Source organism: Polaromonas sp. P1_F9, from assembly GCF_056405615.1.
This window is the reverse complement of sequence record NZ_JBFUBT010000004.1, coordinates 461092-479189: the sequence shown is the minus strand read 5'-3', so window position 1 is coordinate 479189 and position 18098 is coordinate 461092. Positions and strand designations below refer to the sequence as shown.

The 18098-nt window shown below is 64.0% G+C and carries 17 protein-coding genes; 8 read left to right on the top strand and 9 right to left on the bottom strand.

The genetic code is table 11. The features are described 5' to 3' along the window. Positions 1-18: 18 nt before the first annotated feature. The 3 genes from AC1DYR_RS13650 (at position 19) to AC1DYR_RS13640 (ending at position 3963) form a co-directional block, all read left to right on the top strand. Positions 19-1266, top strand: coding sequence for an alpha-hydroxy acid oxidase (locus tag AC1DYR_RS13650; RefSeq protein ID WP_477705920.1), 1248 nt, complete (start codon positions 19-21; stop codon positions 1264-1266). Between the two features lie 23 nt (positions 1267-1289). After that, a complete protein-coding gene (gene dbpA / locus AC1DYR_RS13645; protein ID WP_477705565.1) occupies positions 1290-2738 on the top strand; it encodes an ATP-dependent RNA helicase DbpA in 1449 nt (482 codons plus the stop codon). 358 nt (positions 2739-3096) lie between these two features. Next, positions 3097-3963 carry a transglutaminase-like domain-containing protein gene (locus tag AC1DYR_RS13640; protein ID WP_477705564.1) on the top strand — a complete coding sequence of 289 codons (867 nt, stop codon included), beginning with the start codon at positions 3097-3099 and terminating at the stop codon, positions 3961-3963. A gap of 21 nt (positions 3964-3984) precedes the next feature. Here the strand turns inward: AC1DYR_RS13640 and AC1DYR_RS13635 are convergent, their stop codons facing one another. After that, entirely contained in the window at positions 3985-4632 is a 648-nt protein-coding gene (locus AC1DYR_RS13635; protein ID WP_477705563.1) for a cysteine hydrolase family protein, read from the bottom strand. Between the two features lie 121 nt (positions 4633-4753). Here AC1DYR_RS13635 and AC1DYR_RS13630 point away from each other — a divergent pair, with 121 nt between their 5' ends. Beyond that, complete coding sequence (locus tag AC1DYR_RS13630) at positions 4754-5764, top strand: helix-turn-helix domain-containing protein (RefSeq protein WP_477705562.1); 1011 nt, start codon at positions 4754-4756, stop codon at positions 5762-5764. A 114-nt stretch (positions 5765-5878) separates the two neighbouring features. Here the strand turns inward: AC1DYR_RS13630 and AC1DYR_RS13625 are convergent, their stop codons facing one another. The 6 genes from AC1DYR_RS13625 to AC1DYR_RS13600 form a co-directional block, all read right to left on the bottom strand. Further along, positions 5879-6859: a branched-chain amino acid ABC transporter permease gene (locus AC1DYR_RS13625; RefSeq protein ID WP_477705561.1), complete on the bottom strand. Its 981-nt coding sequence runs from the start codon at positions 6857-6859 to the stop codon at positions 5879-5881. A gap of 2 nt (positions 6860-6861) precedes the next feature. Further along, positions 6862-7746, bottom strand: a complete 885-nt coding sequence (locus AC1DYR_RS13620; RefSeq protein WP_477705560.1) for a branched-chain amino acid ABC transporter permease — start codon at positions 7744-7746, stop codon at positions 6862-6864. Between the two features lie 172 nt (positions 7747-7918). Beyond that, positions 7919-9112 carry an ABC transporter substrate-binding protein gene (locus AC1DYR_RS13615; RefSeq protein WP_477705559.1) on the bottom strand — a complete coding sequence of 398 codons (1194 nt, stop codon included), beginning with the start codon at positions 9110-9112 and terminating at the stop codon, positions 7919-7921. 74 nt (positions 9113-9186) lie between these two features. Then, complete coding sequence (locus AC1DYR_RS13610) at positions 9187-9891, bottom strand: ABC transporter ATP-binding protein (RefSeq protein WP_477705558.1); 705 nt, start codon at positions 9889-9891, stop codon at positions 9187-9189. Further along, positions 9892-10665: an ABC transporter ATP-binding protein gene (locus tag AC1DYR_RS13605; protein WP_477705557.1), complete on the bottom strand. Its 774-nt coding sequence runs from the start codon at positions 10663-10665 to the stop codon at positions 9892-9894. Between the two features lie 313 nt (positions 10666-10978). Continuing rightward, positions 10979-13336 carry a DUF6600 domain-containing protein gene (locus tag AC1DYR_RS13600; protein WP_477705556.1) on the bottom strand — a complete coding sequence of 786 codons (2358 nt, stop codon included), beginning with the start codon at positions 13334-13336 and terminating at the stop codon, positions 10979-10981. A 177-nt stretch (positions 13337-13513) separates the two neighbouring features. Here AC1DYR_RS13600 and AC1DYR_RS13595 point away from each other — a divergent pair, with 177 nt between their 5' ends. Together AC1DYR_RS13595 and AC1DYR_RS13590 are read left to right on the top strand one after the other, a co-directional pair. Continuing rightward, positions 13514-13666: a hypothetical protein gene (locus AC1DYR_RS13595; protein WP_477705555.1), complete on the top strand. Its 153-nt coding sequence runs from the start codon at positions 13514-13516 to the stop codon at positions 13664-13666. Between the two features lie 12 nt (positions 13667-13678). After that, a complete protein-coding gene (locus AC1DYR_RS13590) occupies positions 13679-14752 on the top strand; it encodes a DUF6352 family protein (RefSeq protein ID WP_477705554.1) in 1074 nt (357 codons plus the stop codon). Positions 14753-14780: 28 nt separating this feature from the next. Here AC1DYR_RS13590 and AC1DYR_RS13585 read toward each other — a convergent pair whose 3' ends face one another. Continuing rightward, positions 14781-15092, bottom strand: coding sequence for a cupin domain-containing protein (locus AC1DYR_RS13585; protein ID WP_477647520.1), 312 nt, complete (start codon positions 15090-15092; stop codon positions 14781-14783). 144 nt (positions 15093-15236) lie between these two features. Between AC1DYR_RS13585 and AC1DYR_RS13580 the strand changes: the two genes are divergently transcribed. Then, positions 15237-16070: an aldo/keto reductase gene (locus tag AC1DYR_RS13580; protein WP_477705553.1), complete on the top strand. Its 834-nt coding sequence runs from the start codon at positions 15237-15239 to the stop codon at positions 16068-16070. Between the two features lie 23 nt (positions 16071-16093). Here the strand turns inward: AC1DYR_RS13580 and AC1DYR_RS13575 are convergent, their stop codons facing one another. Then, positions 16094-16822, bottom strand: coding sequence for a hypothetical protein (locus AC1DYR_RS13575; protein WP_477705552.1), 729 nt, complete (start codon positions 16820-16822; stop codon positions 16094-16096). Between the two features lie 262 nt (positions 16823-17084). Between AC1DYR_RS13575 and AC1DYR_RS13570 the strand changes: the two genes are divergently transcribed. Continuing rightward, entirely contained in the window at positions 17085-18047 is a 963-nt protein-coding gene (locus AC1DYR_RS13570) for a Bug family tripartite tricarboxylate transporter substrate binding protein (protein ID WP_477705551.1), read from the top strand. The last annotated feature ends 51 nt before the right edge of the window (positions 18048-18098 follow it).

Genomic DNA, 18098 nt, shown 5'->3' with positions numbered 1-18098 from the left:
TCTTCCGGTGCTGCACCTATGGTGACGCGCCTGTCGCCGGGAGCACGTCCCGCCGCGCCGCCGGGCTTGCGGAAATTCCTGTCGTTGCAGGATTTCGAGACAGGCGCCCGGCGCCACCTGCCGCGCCCGCTCTTTGAATACATCGCCGGCGGAGCGGAAGACTCGGCCGCGCTGCACGATAACCGCGCAGCGTTCTCGGAGTTCGGTTTCGTCACGCGAGTACTGCGCAACGTGTCCGGCCGCAGCCAGGCGGTCGACCTTCTGGGGAGGCGCTACGCATCACCGTTCGGCATCGCGCCTATGGGCATCAGTGCGCTGAGCGCGTATCGCGGTGACCTCGTGCAGGCTCGCGCAGCGGCGGCCGAGGGCGTGCCGATGATCATGAGCGGCTCCTCACTCATCCCGCTGGAAGAGGTGATGGCCGCGGCCCCGGAGACGTGGTTCCAGGCTTACCTGCCGGGCGAGACCGCCAAGATCGAGGCGTTGATCGACCGCGTCGACCGTGCGGGCGTCGAGACGCTCGTGCTGACGGTCGACACCGCCGTGCTCGCCAATCGCGAGAACAACATCCGCGCAGGTTTTTCCACGCCCCTGCGACCGGGCTTCCACCTGGCGTGGGAGGGGCTCACTCACCCGCGCTGGACGATCGGCACCTTCCTGCGGACGCTCGTTACCCACGGGATGCCGCACTTCGAGAACTCGTACGCGACCCGTGGTGCTCCGATCCTCTCGTCGCGGGTGGCACGTGACTTCGGCGCCAAGGACCACCTGGACTGGGAGCACCTGACCCTCATCCGCCGCAAGTGGAAACGCACCCTGGTGGTCAAGGGCATCATGAACCACGAGGACGCACGCAAGGTGCGGGACATGGGCGCCGACGGCCTGATCGTGTCGAACCACGGCGGCCGCCAGCTTGATGGCACGGTCTCGCCACTGCGCGTGCTGCCGGAGGTCGTCCAGGCGGTTGGTGCCGACTTCCCTGTCATGATGGACAGCGGCATACGGCGCGGGACGGACGTCCTGAAGGCGCTCGCACTGGGCGCCAGGTTCGTGTTCGTGGGCCGCCCGTTCAACTATGCGGCCGCCGTCGCCGGCGAAGAGGGTGTGCACCATGCAATCCGCATCCTGGCCGACGAAGTCCAGCGTGATCTGGGCCTGCTCGGGCTGACCTCCATTTCTGAAGTGCACGGCGTACAGTTGCGCGACCTGGCATTCGCGAGGGGGGGTGACCATGGGCTGCAAATGCAGTCTGGTTCAGGCCGCTGAAGGCCCGGCACCGATAATGGGGGATGAGCTCCTCTCCTTCCCCTTCTTTCTCTTCTTCCGCCGGCAACACCGACTTCGCCAGCCTGCCGCTAAACGCGGCCGTTTTGGCCAACCTGCAGCAGCTCGGCTACCTCAGCATGACGCCCATCCAGGCCGCCAGCCTGCCGGTGGCGCTGCTGGGCAAAGACCTGATCGCCCAGGCCAAAACCGGCAGCGGCAAGACCGCCGCCTTTGCAATACCTTTGCTGGCCAATCTCAATGCACGGCGCTTTGCCATACAGGCCATGGTGCTGTGCCCCACGCGAGAGCTGGCCGACCAGGTCGCCACGGAAATCCGCCGCCTGGCGCGGGCCGAGGAAAACACCAAGGTGGTGGTGCTGTGTGGCGGTGTGCCGCTGCGCAACCAGACCGCCAGTTTGGAAAACGGCGCACACATTGTGGTGGGCACGCCCGGCCGCATCATGGACCATCTGGCGCGCGGCAATTTGACCCTGGAAGCGCTGAACACACTCGTGCTCGATGAAGCCGACCGCATGCTGGACATGGGGTTCTTCGAAGACATCGTCACCGTCGCCAAACAATGCCCCAAAGAGCGGCAGACGCTGCTGTTCTCGGCGACCTATCCTGAAGGCATTGCCAAGCTGAGCCAGCAGTTCATGAAGACGCCGCAAACCATCACGGTGCAGGCGCAGCATGAGAAGACCAAGATCCAGCAGCGCTGGTACCAGGTGCCGGACAGCGACCATGACGAAGCCCGCCTGGGCGCTGTCGCGCAGGTGTTGCGGCACTTCCGCCCGGCCAGCACGCTGGCGTTCTGCAACACCAAGTCGCAGTGCCGCGCACTGGTGGCCTATTTGAAAGAGCAGGGTTTTAGCGCGCTGGCGCTGTTCGGCGAGCTGGAGCAGCGCGAGCGCGACCAGGTGCTGGTGCAGTTTGCCAACCGCAGTTGCTCGGTGCTGGTGGCCACCGATGTGGCCGCCCGCGGCCTGGACATCGCGCAGCTTGCGATGGTCATTAACGTCGACGTGACGCCGGATGCCGAGGTGCACATCCACCGCATCGGCCGCACCGGTCGCGCTGATGAAGAGGGCTGGGCCATCAGCCTGGCCAGCATGGACGAGATGGGCTACGTCGGGAAAATCGAGGTGCTGCAAAAGGCTGAATCCGAATGGCACAAACTGACCGAGCTGACACCCGCCAGCAATGAACCGCTACTGCCGCCCATGGTGACGCTGCAGATTGTGGGAGGCCGCAAGGAAAAAATCCGCGCCGGCGACGTGCTGGGTGCGCTGACCGGCGAGGCCGGCTTCACGCGCGAGCAGGTCGGCAAGATCAACGTGAATGAGTTCTCCACCTATGTGGCTGTAGACCGCTCGATTGCCGCCGAAGCCCTGCACAAGCTGTCCACCGGGCGGGTCAAGGGCAAAAGCGTGAAAGTGCGGCTGCTGGATGACGAGTCTGAGGGCCGCTGACCTGGATTTTTAAGCCAAATCGGCCCTCGGCCCATACCTGACTTGCGCAGGCAGCTATTAAATTTATAGCGAGGAGGGCGCTGATTCGTGCTGGCAGCCCTGACGTGTAGGCGCCCATGCCACCCGCAAGCCGGACGCCGCGTGTTCATGGCGGACGCCAAAGCCGCAAACCGCCGCAAATCGCCGGTATCCGCCTCGAGGAGGTCCACAATGACTGGTACGCCAGATCAGCGCGCTTTTGCGCAGGTGCCCGCCTATGGCGAGCGCCACGCTGAGAGGCTCCCTTCATTGATTGACGATTGCGCGGCGGCGGGCTTGCTCCAGGCCTGACCCTTGCGCAACGGCAAGGAAAGAATCCATGGTCAAGCTCCAGTTTTCCGTCGAACTCAACTACGACGTCGCGCCTCCGGGCGGCGACTTCATCTTCAACGTCCACGCGGCGCACACGCAGCAGCAGATCGTGCAGGCCGAAAACCTGCAGGTCAGCCAGCCGGTACCCTTCACCATCGACACCGACCCGGCGAGCCGCAACCGGTACCTGCGCCTGCAGGCCCAGCCCGGCCCATTGAGCGTGCGCTATGAAGCCACCGTAGATATTTACCACTACACAGCGGCTCCCGGCGAGCTGGGCGAAGTGCCGGTCTGCCAGCTTCCCGGTGCCGTGCTGCCCTACATCTACCCGAGCCGATACTGCCAGTCAGACCGGCTGCAGAAGCTGGCCTCCAACGAGTTTGGCCATTTGCAGCAAGGCTACAGCCGGGCAGAAGCCATCTGCCAGTGGGTGCAGCAGCGCGTGAGTTTCGAGTCCAACAGCTCGCATGGCAGCACTTCGGCGATCGACACGGTGGTGGAGCGCGTCGGGGTTTGCCGCGACTTCGCGCATTTGATGATCGCGCTGTGCCGCGCCCTCAACCTGCCGGCGCGCTTTGCCACCGGAATTGACTACGGCGCCGACCCCGCGCTCGGCCCCACCGACTTCCATGCCTATGTCGAGGTCTACCTGGGCCACCGCTGGTACCTGTTCGATCCGTCAGGCACCGCCATTCCCATGGGCTTTGTGCGGTTTGCCACCGGCCGTGATGCGGCCGATGCGGCTTTTGCCATGCTGTTCGGCAGCGTCACGTCCAGCGCGCCCATCATCCACATCCAGGCGGTGCCCGATGGCTATGGGCAGCTGGTCGTGCCGCAGCGCGTGAACCACGCGCTCTCGACCGACGGCCTTTGAGGGCCGACACAAAGTGGCCTGTTACCGGCCGGCAATGGCCGCGCGGTTCGACGCGAGGACGTTGTTCTTTTCCAGCCGACCGCCAGCCTGGACCGCGGCGATCCAGGCGTCGGTGGAGCCTGTGGCGGCAAAGCGCGAGTGAAACACCACGCTGAACACGCGGTGTATTTCTTCGGCGCTGGCCCGGCCGGCCTCGTTGGCATACGGCAGTGCGCCGCTGGCGTCTTGCAAAAACTCCGCATGCAGGCCGCGGTGTGTGGCCTCAAAAATCGTGGAAGCGTCGCAGTTGTGCGTCATGTAGCCGATCACCGTCAGGGTGTCGATGCGGTTTTTTTCCAGCCATGCAGCGAAGTCGGTGCCGGTGTAGACGCTGGGCCAGGATTTTTCAACGTAGTGGTCGCGCGGGCGGCTGGCCACGGTCTCATGCAGTTCCCACAGGGGTGAGCCCTTGGCGAACAGCGGCGACGCGGCCGATTCGCTGTGTTGCACCACCACCACCGGAATGCCCGCAGCGCGCGCCGCGTCCATGGCGCGGCCGATATTGGGCAGTGTTTTTTCCACCGGCGGGTATTCGATGAGCAGGCCGCCGCCGCTGAAATATTCCTTTTGCACATCGATGACGACGAGGGCGCGGCGTGGTGCTGCGGGCTTTGAGTCCTGGCTGGCCATGTGTGTACTCCTGTGGGTTGTGGCTGAATCAAGTGATCAACGAATGCTGATGGTGTGATTGTTGGGTGCGGCACGTTTTTCGGAAAGTGGCCCAATTGACAATATTCGATAGAATCGGGTCATGTCGAAATCATCCCTTTCACAGGCACCGGCCCGCGGCAAGTCGCGCACCACAAGTCAGCCCAGCACGGTCGCCGTGGTGGCGTTTGACGGCATCAGCCCGTTTCACCTCTCCGTGCCGTGCATGGTATTCGGCAATGATTTTTCAGGGCCCGACCTGCCGCGCTTCAGGCTGCTGGTGTGCGCCGAAACGCCGGGCAGCCTGCGCACGACTGCCGGTTTCACCATTGCGGTGGAGCACAGCTTGAGCGTGCTGGCCAAGGCGCAAACCGTGGTGGTGCCGTCGTGGCGGGATCCGATGGAGCGGCCGCCCGAAGCGCTGCTCAAGGCTTTGCGTGCGGCGCACAAGCGCGGCGCGCGCATCGTCGGGCTGTGCCTGGGGGCTTTTGTGCTGGCCGAGGCCGGCTTGCTGGATGGCCGGCCCGCCGCCACGCACTGGGCGCTGGCGCCGGCTTTTGCCGAGTGCTATCCCCAGGTCAGGCTGCAGCCCGACGTGCTGTATGTGGATGATGGTGACGTGCTGACCTCAGCGGGCACGGCTGCCGGCATTGACTGCTGCCTGCATCTGCTGCGCCGGGACTTCGGCGCCGAAGCTGCCAACCGGGTAGCGCGCCGCATGGTGGTGGCGCCGCAGCGGCAGGGCGGGCAAGCGCAGTATGTGGAGCAACCTTTGCCCGCCACAGGCTCCGACCACCGGCTGTCGGCCATCCTGGCGTGGGTGCAGGAAAACCTGCGCCAGCCCCACAGCCTCGACACGCTGGCGGCTCGTGCCCTGATGAGCCGGCGCACCTTCACCCGGCATTTCCGGCAGATCACCGGCACCACCGTGGGCCAGTGGCTGACCAGCCAGCGCCTGGCACTGGCGCAGCGGCAACTCGAATCAACCGCCCGTTCGATGGAGCAGATTGCCCTGGATGCAGGCTTCGGCTCGGCGGTATCCCTGCGGCAGCACTTTGCGGCGACGCTTGGAACTTCACCGTCGATGTACCGGCGCGAGTTCCGGGCCAACTGATTTTGAAGAAATGAGGCTGTTAGCCAATGGTGACGAGCGCAAGTAGCTATTAAAACAATAGCAACTGAAGGGCTTTAAACGCAGCCGGACGGGACGGCCGCCCGGCCCTGCCGGTCAGGGTTTTGCCGAGGCAGCCTTGGCCGCGGCGCGGCGGCGTTCGAGGAAGGCCTGCAACTCACCGATCACGCCCTTGCGGAAGGCGAGCACGCACAGCACAAAGATCGCGCCGATGATGACGGTGACCCAGGAGCCGACCTTGTCGGCCAGCAGGTTCTGCAGCGCGATCACGATGCCTGAACCCATGACCGGGCCGAAGAAAGTGCCGACGCCGCCCAGCAGGGTCATCAGGATGACTTCGCCCGACATGGACCAGTGCACGTCCGACAGCGTGGCAAAACCCATGACCAGGGTCTTCATCGAACCGGCCAGGCCGGCCAGCGCGGCCGATAGCACAAAGGCCAGCAGCTTGTAGCGCTCGACGTTGTAGCCCAGCGAGATGGCGCGGGGCTCGTTCTCGCGGATCATCTTGAGCACCTGGCCGAAGGGCGAGTGCACGATGCGCGAGATGAACAGGAAGCAGGCCACAAAAATCGCCACCACCACGTAATACAGCGTGACGTCGGACTCAAGCGGCAGCAGGCCGAACAGCTTGCCGCGCGGCACGCCTTGCAGGCCGTCTTCGCCGCCGGTAAAGCTCGCCTGCAGGCAGACGAAGTAGACCATCTGCGCAATCGCCAGCGTGATCATGGCGAAATAAATGCCCTGGCGGCGGATGGCCACCAGGCCGACCAGCAGGCCGATCAGCCCGGCCGCCACCGCGCCGGCCAGCAGAGCCAGTTCGGGTGTCCAGTTCTGCGACTTGATGAACCAGCCGGTGACATAAGCGGCAGAGCCGAAGAATGCGGCATGGCCGAACGAGAGCAGACCGGTAAAACCCAGCAACAGGTTGAAGGCGCAGGCGAAGAGCGCAAAGCACAGCAGCTTCATCACAAACACCGGGTAGAGCCCCAGAAAGGGTGCAGCCAATGCGAATGCCAGCAGGACGAGGTAGGTGATGCGCAGCATGTTGGCGGCTTTGGTGGAGAGGGCGCTCATGGTCAAACCTCTTTTCCGAAGAGGCCGGCAGGCCGGAACATGAGAACAATCACCATGATGACGAACACCACGATGTTGGAGGCTTCGGGGTAAAACACACGGGTCAGGCCTTCGACAATGCCCAGGCCCAGGCCGGTGATGACCGAGCCGAGGATGGAGCCCATGCCGCCGATCACGACGACGGCAAAGACCACGATGATCAGGTTGGAGCCCATCAGCGGGTTGACCTGGATGATGGGCGCGGCCAGCACGCCGGCCAGGGCTGCCAGGGCGGCGCCCGCTCCGTAGGTCAGCATCACCATCATGGGCACATTGATGCCAAAGGCCTGCACCAGCGGCGCGTTTTCGGTGCCGGCGCGCAGGTAGGCGCCCAGCCGGGTGCGTTCGATCAGGAACCAGGTGCCCAGGCAGACCACCAGCGACACCACGACTACCCAGGCGCGGTAGATGGGCAGGCGCATGAAGCCAAGGTCCATGGAGCCGGCCAGCAGGTCGGGCACGTTGTAGTTCTGGCCCGAGACACCGTAAATTTCACGGAAGACGCCTTCGAGAACCAGCGCCAGGCCGAAGGTCAGCAGCAGGCCGTAGAGCGGGTCCAGCTTGTACAGGTGTTTAAGGAAGAGCCGTTCAATGATGACGCCGAGAATGCCGACCGTGAGCGGCGCCAGCACCAGCGCGAACCAGTAGTTCATGCCGAACAGGTCCAGCATGATCCAGGCGGCAAAAGCGCCCAGCATGTAGAGCGCGCCGTGCGCAAAGTTGACGATGCCCAGCAGGCCGAAAATCACCGCGAGCCCCAGGCTCAGCATGGCGTAGAAGGCGCCATTGACCAGGCCCAGCATCAGCTGGCCCATAAACGCTTGCAGGGGAATACCGAAAATTTCCATGGGAACCTGTCAGGACACCGATACCGTTACTTGTGGCGGGAGCGCAAGGGTTTTTCAAAGAAGCAGCCGGTCATTCTGCATTTCTGCGAAATGACCGGCTGGATCGAACCCTCGTTCTACCCCGCTTTTTGTTTTTTCGTCAGTTCAACGTTTGCGCAGTTGCAGTGATGCTTTACTTCTTGAGCGCCGAGCACTTGGATTCGGCCACCGTGGTGAAAGCCTGCTCGCCCGGCACCTTGGCGATGGTCTTGTAGTAGTCCCATGGCGTGCCCGAATCCTTGGAGCTCTTGACTTCGTACAGGTACATGTCGTGGATCATGCGGCCGTCGGCGCGGATCTGGCCCTTGTTGTAGAAGTCGTCGATCTTCATGCCCTTGAGCGTGCTCATGACCTTGTCGGTGTCGGTGGTGCCGGCGGTTTGCACGGCCTTCAGGTAGCTCAGGGTGGCGGAGTAGTCGGCCGCCTGCAGGCTGGAGGGCATGCGCTTGTATTTGTCGAAGAAGCGCTTGGCGAACTTGCGCGAGGCGTCGTCCTGGTTCCAATACCAGCTGTCTGCCAGTTGCAGGCCTTCTGTGTTGGCCAGGCCCAGGGAGTGCACGTCGTTGATGAACACGAGCAGGCCGGCAACCTTCATGGTCTTGCCGATGCCGAATTCCTTGGCGGCCTTCATGGCGTTGGTGAAGTCGCCGCCGGCATTGGCCAGTGCCAGGATTTGCGCCTTGGAAGACTGCGCCTGCAGCAGGAAGGACGAGAAGTCCGAGGCGTTCAGCGGATGGCGGACGGTGCCGGCGACGGTGCCGCCGTTGGCCTTGACCACGGTGGAGGCATCCCCTTCGAGCGAGTAGCCGAAGGCGTAGTCGGCGGTCAGGAAGTACCAGCTCTTGTTGCCGGCCTTGACCAGCGCGGAACCGGCGACCTTGGCCAGCGAGACCGTGTCGTAGGCGTAGTGGACGGTGTAGGGCGAGCAGTCTTCATTGGTCAGGCGGGCCGAACCGGCGCCGATGACGAGGAAGGGTTTTTTCTTTTCGGTGGTGACCTTGGACATGGCCAATGCCGTGCCGGAGTTGGTACCGCCAATCAGCATCTGCAGGCCGTCCTTGTCGATCCACTCACGCGCCTTGGATGATGCAACGTCGGCCTTGTTCTGGTGGTCGGCGCTCAGCACTTCGATGGGGCGGTTCAGGACCTTGCCGCCGAAATCCTGCACGGCCCACCTCAGCATTTCAGCGCCGGCGGGGCCGTCGATGTCGGCGTAAAGGCTGGACATGTCGGTGATGATGCCGATCTTGATCGGGCCGGTGTTCTGCGCGAAGGCTGCGCCTGTGAGGCCAAGGGCGAGTGCGGCAACAAGTGCTTTGAGTTTCATGATGTCTCCTGTTATGGAAGGGGGGAACTTGGGGGGAATCGAGGGGACTAAAAAAGGGTTCGGCATGCCCGGCGTCAGACGCCCAGGTATTCCTGCAGCATGCCCATGTTGCCGGCCAGCTCGTTTTGCGCAAACTGCTTGACGATGCGGCCGTGTTCCATGACGTAAAAGCGATCAGCCAGCGGCGCGGCGAAGCGGAAGTTCTGTTCTACCAGCACGATGGTGTAACCCTTGGCCTTGAGCGTGAGGATCATCTCGGCGAGCTTCTGCACGATGACCGGCGCCAGGCCTTCGGAAATTTCATCGAGCAGCAAGAGGCGCGCGCCGGTACGCAAAATGCGCGCCACGGCCAGCATCTGCTGCTCGCCGCCGGACAGCCGGGTGCCGGGGCTGCCGGCGCGTTCCTTGAGGTTGGGAAACATTGCGTAGATCTCGTCCAGGCTCATGCCGCCGGGCGCTATGGTGGGCGGCAGCATCAGGTTTTCTTCGGCTGTCAGGCTGGCGAAAATGCCGCGCTCTTCAGGGCAGTAGCCCACACCCAGCCGGGCCACCTTGTGCGGCGCCAGCTTGATGGCTTCTTCGCCGTTGATGCGGATGGAGCCTTTGCGTGCACCCGTCATGCCGACGATGGCGCGCATGGTGGTGGTGCGCCCCGCGCCGTTGCGGCCCAGCAGTGTTACCACTTCGCCTTCGTTGACGGTGAGGTTCACGCCATGCAGGATGTGCGACTCGCCGTACCAGGCGTGCAGGTCTTCTATCTTGAGGAGCTCTTTGGTCATCTAGTGCGCCCCTTGAAGCTCGGTGTTCGCTGTGCCCATATAAGCTTCGATCACCAACGGATTCGCTGACACTTCGGCATACGGTCCATCGGCAATGATGGCGCCGCGCTGGAGCACCGTGATGCGGTCGGCGATCGACGACACCACATTCATGTTGTGCTCGACCATCAGGATGGTGCGGCCGGCCGAGACTTTCTTGATCAGCTGCGTCACGCGGTCCACGTCTTCGTGGCCCATGCCCTGCGTGGGCTCGTCGAGCAGCATCAGTTCGGGTTCCAGCGCCAGCGTGGTGGCGAGTTCGAGCGCGCGCTTGCGGCCATAAGGCAGGTTCACGGTGAGTTCGTCGGCGAAGTCGCTGAGGTCGACTTCGGCCAGCAGTTCGCGGGCGCGGTCGTGGAGATGAAACAGCGTGTCTTCGGCCTTCCAGAAGTGAAACGAGGTGCCGAGGTTGCGCTGCAAGGCGGCGCGCACGTTCTCCAGGACGGTCATGTGCGGGAAGACCGCCGAGATCTGGAATGACCGCACGATGCCGCGCCGCGCGGTCTGCGCGGGCTGCTCAAACGTGATGTCGTTGCCGTTGTAGACAATGCTTCCGCGCGTGGGGATGAGGAATTTCGTCAGCAGGTTGAAGAAAGTCGTCTTGCCGGCGCCGTTGGGCCCGATCAGCGCGTGGATATGCCCGCGCTGGACTTTCAGGTCCACGTTGTTGACCGCCACGAATCCCTTGAATTCCTTGGTCAGTCCTCGTGTTTCGAGAATGAACTCCACTGACAAATTGGTTCTCCGGAAGATGGGTTGGATATCACGGGCGCAAGGTGCCGCGGTGGCTGATGCGGCAGCAGGCGCGAGCCCGTGAAACACAGGTGGTCATACTAGCCACCCACCCTCCGAGGCGGTACCGGGTCAGACCCTTAGGTAGTTTTGCGTGATCTAACGTCCCCACGCTCCCCACTTCGAGCCTACGGCGCGCTGCCCCTTTCCCTATGTATGGGGGCGCTGCGCCTGCGGCCCGGCAAAGCCGGTTCCGCAGCCCCTGCTGGATGAAGAGCGCCACATTCCCGTAAAAACCGGTACCCGTTATCGACTTTTATTGTTCGCGGTTGCTGTGGGGGCCGCCCTCGCCGCGTGGACCGCGCGGATTGGCGGCATTGGCCTGGCGGTTGGACTGCCGTTCCTGTGTGGCCTCCCTATTTTGGGCGGCTTCGCGCTGGGCCTGTTGTTGAGCCTGCTGTTGCCGCCGCTGTTGTTGCTCCTGGGCCTGGGCCTGGGCTTGGGCTTGGGCTTGGGCTTGGGCTTGGGCTTGGGCTTGGGCTTGGGCTTGGGCTTGGGCTTGGGCTTGGGCCCGGTGCTGTCGTTCTTGTTGTGCGCGTTGCTGCTGCTGTTGCTGCTGTTGCTGTTGTCTTTGCGTGGCCTGCTGCTGGCGCGCGTTTTCCTGATCGCGTTGCGCCTGCTCGCGCAGGGCTCGCTGGCCAACCGGTTCTTCGCCCAGGCGGCGTTGTTGTTCCAGTTGCGGGGCCTGCAGTTGTTCCTGCCGGGCCCGCTGCTGGCGTTGTTCCTCGCGTTGCGCCTGCTGCTGGATGCGCTGGGCCTGTTCCGCCGCATGGCGGTCGGTGGCGGCCTGTGCGCGCGCCGCGGCACGGGCCTGTTCGTCGCGCTGGGCCTGTTCGCGCAGGGCGCGCTGGCCAACCGGTTCTTCGCCCAGGCGGCGTTGTTGTTCCAGTTGCGGGGCCTGCAGTTGTTCCTGCCGGGCCCGCTGCTGGCGCTGTTCCTCGCGTTGCGCCTGCTGCTGGACGCGCTGGGCTTGTTCTGTAGCATGGCGGTCGGTGGCGGCCGGGGCGCGCGCTGCGGCCCGGGCCTGCTCGTCCCGCTGGGCCTGCTCGCGCAGGGCGCGCTGGCCGATGGACTCATCGGCTTGCGGCCCTGGCTGTTGCCGTCGCCGTGCATCGCGGTTGTCATCGCGCCTGCTGACCACAGGGCGAGCCACCACCGCCGGCGGCGGCAGCGCGGCCGCAGCAACAGGCCGTTGCCGTTCACGCAACTCTGTTGGGGTGGGGCGCTGCGGCAGCGCGCTGCGGTCCGCCACGAGTTGTGCGCGGCCCAGGTCGGCATTGCTGAGCCGCAGTTGCTGGCCATGCACCGGCCGGCCACGCATGAAGTCGTCACGGCTGACGGCCGTCACCGCTGCAGGCTGGCGCTGGTAGCGGTAAATATTGGTCACGTTGACGGTGTTGTTGACCACGATGTTGTGGTTCACCTGCGTGACATAGCGCGGGCTCACGCGGTAGGCCGGGCGAAAGGCTTCGCCGGGCGCCAGCGGGAACCAGCCCACGCCAGGCCGCGGTGCGCCGCCGACGGAAATGTTCCAGTTCACACCGCCGCTGCTGCCGCCCACAAAAGCGACGAGGGCGGGCGCATAGACAGGGCGCGGTGCCAGCCGGCCCGGCACCCAGGCCCAGCGCGGGCCGATCTGTGCCCAGCGGCCATAGTGAAACGGTGCAAACCCCCAGGGCGCGTCATCGACCCAGGTCCAGCCCCAGGGTGAAACCCAGGCCCAGTGGCCGACGCGGTAAGGTGCCCAGTTGACGGGAACGGCGCGCGGTATCCAGACGGCGCCGTAACCCGGGTCCTGGCTCCAGGTGCCGTAGTTATCGAGTTGCTGGTAGCCCACGGTTTCGCGCGGTATGTAACGCGCCGAAACCGACTGGTCTTCACGCCGGTCGCGGTTAGCGGCCCACAGGTCAAAACTGTCCTGCTGTGCGGCGCCCGGTGCGGCCGGGGTGAGCTGCGTGCCGCTGAAATTGGCCTGCTGACGGCTTTGCAGCGTGACAGGGGCCACGCCGTCGCCATAAATCACGCCGCTGCCCGATTGGGCCACCACGCGTGTCGTGTTGCCGGCGGGGTCGACGTCCAGCCGGTAGTCACCGGGCTGCGACACCACAAACGCGAGGTTGGGCGTATCCACTTCCAGGCGCTGGCCTTCATAAAGCGTTCGTATGCGCAGCTTGAGCGTGCCCTGGGCCAGGCGCAACTGGGTGGTGTTGTCGTCAAGCGCCTGGAAATCCAGGCTGGTCTGGCTGTTCATGCGCAACGCGGTAGAGCCCACGTACAGCTCCGAGCGGGCTCCGGGGCCTGTCCATAGCCTGTCGCCGGCTGTCAGCGGCCGGTTCAGCGTGGCGGGTGTCCAGGCCGGAGCCTCCGCCGCGTTGTTGCCGTCGCCCGGTGCGAAGCTCACGGCGCCTTCGGCCAGGTTAAGCCGTGCGACCCGGCCGGGCGGGTCCAGCTGAGCGCCTTGAGGCACGGACTCCTGTGCCCAGGCCACGGGCTGCAGCAGTGCCAGCAGGACCGCCAAGGCCAGCAGCATGAGGTACCCGTAAAGGTGCGAAGGCCGGAAGGCCGTGTGATCGGTATAGGACGAACTTGTGTCGCCGGTGTCGATAGCTGTCATGTTGAACACTCTCTTCCTGTCTTGCGGGACATGGATGGACTGGAAGGCGGGCTGACACTCAACCGTCGTGATCGCATCGTGATCGCCAGCCTGATGAGGAGACCTTACCCAGTACAACGTGCGTGACGATGGATGGAGTGCTAACAGGCGGTAAAGATTGCGAAACAGAAGGCAGGAATGAAACGGGATGTAATGCCCGCAGCGGCCGGTCTTTCTGTTGATGACACTTTTATTGGAGAAAAACGCCTGCAGGCCAATGAAAATATGCGCGAGCAGCTATCAAAAAAGGAGCGACCTGGTTGCCGCGAAAAAGTGGCGTGTGCAATATGAGACGATTGCGCCATGCAAGATTTCTGGCCTTCCAGCGGCTTTTCCCGGCTCCAGCGCAACGCGCGCGGCTGGCTCGCACCCTCTGACGACTATCTGCGGCTCTTCCTCGCGCGGCCCGAACTCGCGCCGGTGGAGGAGTCATGCGATGCCGAACGTGCCTTGCACGCCGCGCTGGTGGCCGCGCCGTCCCGGCCGGTTTCGCCTGCCGAATTGACGGCCCTGGACGATGCGGATGCGCGTGACAACTACAACCTGTTTTTGCGCTTTCGCGATGGCTTGCTCGCCGCCGGCACGCTGGAGGCGTATTACCTGGGGCTGTTCCCTCGGGACGGAACGGGCCGCATCGACATACCGCCGTTGTTCATCGACCTGGTTGCCCAGGCCGTTGTCCACAATGTGCTGCAGGGTTCCACCGATGCGTATGAAGTGCGCGCCGCTGAAATGCTGTTTCGCCCGCAGCGCATCAGCACACAGGACGGCCAGGTTCTCAGCGGCGACCAGGAAGTGATCGACATGTTCAATGAGACCGGCGGTGTGGGCGACTTCGGCCGCTTCCTGGCGGAGGCCAAGGCGCCGGTGCCTGTTGTGGAGCTGCAGGTTCTCAATGACGACAACGCTTTCACGTATTGGCAGCAGCCGGGCCGCCACCGTTTTTTGCTGGACCTGACGCACGAGGTCAGCAACGACCTGAGCCATGGCCTGGTTTTCACCATGGTGCGCGCCCGCTCGGGCCTCAAGGCGCTGGCCGGCGTGTTGCAGAAGTGGGTGAAGCATTTTCTCGGCGTTGAAGTCACCATCCGGCCGGTGCAGAAAGTGGACGATCAAGCCTGGCGCTGGCATGTGGGGCTGGACGTGGAGTCCACAGCCTTGCTCAATGACCTGTATGAGGGAAGGGAAGTTGCACCCGATCGCCTGCAGCGCCTGGTCAGCCTGTTCCGGCTGGAGTTTGTGGACACGCGGGAAATGCGCAGTGACGTGGCTGGCAAGCCGGTGTACCTGGGGCTGATGATGAACGCCGACGGGGTGGTGAGGCTCAAGCCGCAAAACCTGCTGGTGAACCTGCCGCTGCTGCCTGCAGCTTCCTAGGGGCGTGGGCGGATCAAGCCGGATCGTTTCAGTCGCTGCCCTCCACTTCCACCACCAGCACGCGGGCCTCGCCCACCGGCGAGGCCACATGCTCGGTGCCCACGCTCGCGAAAAAGATGTCACCGGTTTCCAGCATCACGGAGCATTGCCCGCAGTTGTCGCGGTAGCGCATTTCCACACGGCCATCGAGCACCGCAAACACTTCTTCGCCCTCGTTGATATGCCACTTGTAGGGCTTGTCGGTCCAGTGCAGCCGGGTGGTGATGCCCTGCATATTGGCTACCGTCAACGCGCCCCAGGCGCGTTCTGCGGTGAAATCCTTGCTTCGGATGATCTTCATGTCGGTCTCCATCAGGTCCAGTGAAAGCTTCGCCATGCTACGTCGCGGGGCCGGCGGAACCATGAATTGTTCGGCGCCCATTGATTCCGTATCCGCATCACTGAAATGCGCCGCTCAGAACTCCGCAGCGCTAAGATGGTTTGTATGAAAAGCGTATTGCTGCCCTGCGGCGAAGCCGTTCCCGCCCTGGGCATGGGCACCTGGAATATGGGCGATGCGCCGGCGCGGCGCGCCGACGAACTCGCGACCCTGCAGCTCGGCCTGGACCTGGGCTGTACGCTGGTTGATACCGCGGAAATGTACGGTGAGGGGCTGGCCGAAGAGCTTGTTGGCGAGGCGCTGCAGGGAAGGCGTGATGAGGCCTTTATCGTCACCAAGGTGTATCCGCACAATGCCTCGAAGGCGGGCACGGTGGCCGCCTGCGAGCGCAGCCTGCGCCGTTTGCGCACTGACCGCATCGATCTTTATCTGTTGCACTGGCGGGGTTCGGTTCCGCTGGCCGAAACCATGCAGGCTTTGATGGCGCTGCAAAAGGCCGGCAAGATCCGTCACTACGGCGTGAGCAACCTCGACCTCTCCGACATGCAGGAGCTGTGGCGAGTGCCCGGCGGTCAGGGCGTGCAAACCAACCAGTTGCTGTACAACCTCACGCGCCGCGGCATTGAGTGGGATCTGCTGCCCTGGCTACGCGAACGCAAGGTGCCTGTGATGGCCTATTCTCCGATTGAGCAGGCGCGCCTTCTGCGCCATGCAGGCCTGACCGGCTTCGCCGTGCGCCACGGCATGCAACCCGCTCAGGCGGCGCTGGCCTGGGTGCTGGCGCAGGACGGCGTCATCGCGATTCCCAAAACGGGCCATCCGGAACGGCTGCGCGAGAACGCCGCGGCGGCGCAGATCCGGCTCAGCGATGAACAACTGGCTGAACTGGATGTGTTGTTCAAGCCGCCTTCCCGCGCCACCTCGCTGGAGATGATCTAGACCTTTCCAGGGGTCAACGCGTGTCAACGCGTCAGCCACATCCCTGCTGCCAGCAAGGCCGCCTGGACGGCCATGGCGATGTAGAGCGGCTTGCGGGAAGGCGTGGCAGCATCCTGAAGCGTCTGGCCAATACGCTGCGCGAGCAGAGTACGCAACACGGAATCAGGCGCACCCGGTGCCGGTGCAGGTGCGGCCTCGGCGGCGCGGGCCTGCTGCCATTGCGTCAGTACGTCAGCCAGTGGCAGGCGGTTCACCACGAAAGTGATCATGCCGCGCACGGCGCGTCCCTGGCCCAACACCGGCGCGACCTGTTGAGCGATGGCATCGGCAGACAGCATCTCTGACACCCGTTCGAGTGCACCCTTGGTTCGCGGCATGGCCTCGATGCGTGCGGCAATCGCGTCCGTCAGGCGCTGCGACATGGCTTCTCCATGACCCGTCACGACTTGTTGTATGGCCCGGCTGCGGCCACGCGCCACGCCCAGCATCAGGTAAATCGGGACAAAGGCCAGCAGCAGCATGCTGACCAGCAAGGGCGGTGAAAACAGCAAGGCGAGGATGGCGCCAGCGCCGCCTGCGTGCGCCGCGGCAGGCATGCCAGGGCCGGACAGCCGGCTCAGGTAGAAGAAAAACACGCCACCACCCAGCAGGAAAGCCAGCAAACCACCCATGGCGACGGAACTGGCAAACGCCACACCGGCTTTGGCGCCGGTTCGCACCATGGATGGCGCGGTGGAAGAGTTTGATGACATGCAAGGCCTCCCTTATTTTTTAAAGGGCTGATCATAAGCGGCGCTTGCGGGGGCACTGGTGGTGGTGCATGGCAGACGCTGCAGCCTGTCCACGCCATCGCCGATCGAGACGCCGGACCCCGCGGATCACGGCCGGGCCGCGCGGCACCGCCATGTTGTATAGACAGGCCGCCGAATAAAATCTGAGGTCAAACCGGCTGCAAGCGGGTGCGTCCTTTCCATTCACCTTATGCTTGCCAAGCCCCATAAGGAGACCTTCCCCATGCTTCGCAAGTTTTTGTCGTTCATCGCTCTCGCGCTCGTACTCTCTGCCGCGCAGGCCCAAACCTACCCGGCCAAGCCGATACGCCTGATCGTTCCGTTCCCACCCGGCGGCGGCACCGACATCCTGTCGCGCCTGGTGGCCACCAAATTGACGGAGGCCAGCAAGTGGACCGTGGTGCCCGATAACCGCGGCGGCGCCGGCGGCACCATCGGCATTGCAGAGGCCGTACGCGCAGCGCCCACGGGCTATGACATGGTCATGGGCCAGAAGGACAACCTTGTCGTTGCACCCTGGCTGTACAAAAACCTGAGCTACGACCCGACCAAGGATTTGGTAGCCGTGGCCCACGTGGCCTATACGCCGGTGGTCATCGTCACGGGCGTGCAGTCGCGCTTCAAGACCCTGGCCGATGTGGTGGCCGCTGCCAAGGCAGTACCCGACAGTGTCACCTACGGCTCGCCCGGCAACGGCACCACCATTCACCTGGCGGGCGAGATTTTTAACGGTGCTGCCAACATCAAGCTGCGCCATGTGCCCTACAAGGGCTCCAACCCGGCCATGATGGATGTGCTGGCCGGCAACGTGGACCTGATGGTGTCTTCGCTGCCATCGGCCATCGCCCAGATCAAGTCGGGCAAGCTGCGCCCGCTGGCCGTCACCTCGGCGCGCCGCAGCACCTCGCTGCCCGAGGTGCCCACCGTGGCCGAACTGGGCTACAAGGACTTTGACGTCAGCACCTGGTACGGCCTCTTCATGCCGGCCGGCACGCCCAAAGAGATCGTGGCTACCGTCAATGCCGAGGTCAACAAGCTGCTGGCCACCGCCGACATGAAGGCCGCCATCCACGCCCAGGGCGCCGAAGTGCAGAACATGACGCCCGAGCAGTTCTCCAGCCTGCTCAAGACCGACTACGTGAAATGGAAGAGCATCGTGCAGGCTTCCGGCGCGACCATCGAATAAGCGGCTCTGCGCTCTCCCCGCATAAAGGCGGCGCCCCGACGGGCGCCGCCT

Excerpts from the sequence above, each read along its gene's own strand:
- dbpA (WP_477705565.1), top strand. The coding sequence starts at position 1,290 with ATGAGCTCCTCTCCTTCCCCTTCTTTCTCTTCTTCCGCCGGCAACACC.
- AC1DYR_RS13575 (WP_477705552.1), bottom strand. The coding sequence starts at position 16,822 with ATGTCATCAAACTCTTCCACCGCGCCATCCATGGTGCGAACCGGCGCC.
- AC1DYR_RS13600 (WP_477705556.1), bottom strand. The coding sequence starts at position 13,336 with ATGACAGCTATCGACACCGGCGACACAAGTTCGTCCTATACCGATCAC.
- AC1DYR_RS13640 (WP_477705564.1), top strand. The coding sequence starts at position 3,097 with ATGGTCAAGCTCCAGTTTTCCGTCGAACTCAACTACGACGTCGCGCCT.
- AC1DYR_RS13650 (WP_477705920.1), top strand. The coding sequence starts at position 19 with ATGGTGACGCGCCTGTCGCCGGGAGCACGTCCCGCCGCGCCGCCGGGC.
- AC1DYR_RS13610 (WP_477705558.1), bottom strand. The coding sequence starts at position 9,891 with ATGACCAAAGAGCTCCTCAAGATAGAAGACCTGCACGCCTGGTACGGC.
- AC1DYR_RS13625 (WP_477705561.1), bottom strand. The coding sequence starts at position 6,859 with ATGAGCGCCCTCTCCACCAAAGCCGCCAACATGCTGCGCATCACCTAC.
- AC1DYR_RS13630 (WP_477705562.1), top strand. The coding sequence starts at position 4,754 with ATGTCGAAATCATCCCTTTCACAGGCACCGGCCCGCGGCAAGTCGCGC.
- AC1DYR_RS13635 (WP_477705563.1), bottom strand. The coding sequence starts at position 4,632 with ATGGCCAGCCAGGACTCAAAGCCCGCAGCACCACGCCGCGCCCTCGTC.
- AC1DYR_RS13585 (WP_477647520.1), bottom strand. The coding sequence starts at position 15,092 with ATGAAGATCATCCGAAGCAAGGATTTCACCGCAGAACGCGCCTGGGGC.
- AC1DYR_RS13615 (WP_477705559.1), bottom strand. The coding sequence starts at position 9,112 with ATGAAACTCAAAGCACTTGTTGCCGCACTCGCCCTTGGCCTCACAGGC.
- AC1DYR_RS13595 (WP_477705555.1), top strand. The coding sequence starts at position 13,514 with ATGAAACGGGATGTAATGCCCGCAGCGGCCGGTCTTTCTGTTGATGAC.
- AC1DYR_RS13590 (WP_477705554.1), top strand. The coding sequence starts at position 13,679 with ATGCAAGATTTCTGGCCTTCCAGCGGCTTTTCCCGGCTCCAGCGCAAC.
- AC1DYR_RS13620 (WP_477705560.1), bottom strand. The coding sequence starts at position 7,746 with ATGGAAATTTTCGGTATTCCCCTGCAAGCGTTTATGGGCCAGCTGATG.
- AC1DYR_RS13580 (WP_477705553.1), top strand. The coding sequence starts at position 15,237 with ATGAAAAGCGTATTGCTGCCCTGCGGCGAAGCCGTTCCCGCCCTGGGC.
- AC1DYR_RS13570 (WP_477705551.1), top strand. The coding sequence starts at position 17,085 with ATGCTTCGCAAGTTTTTGTCGTTCATCGCTCTCGCGCTCGTACTCTCT.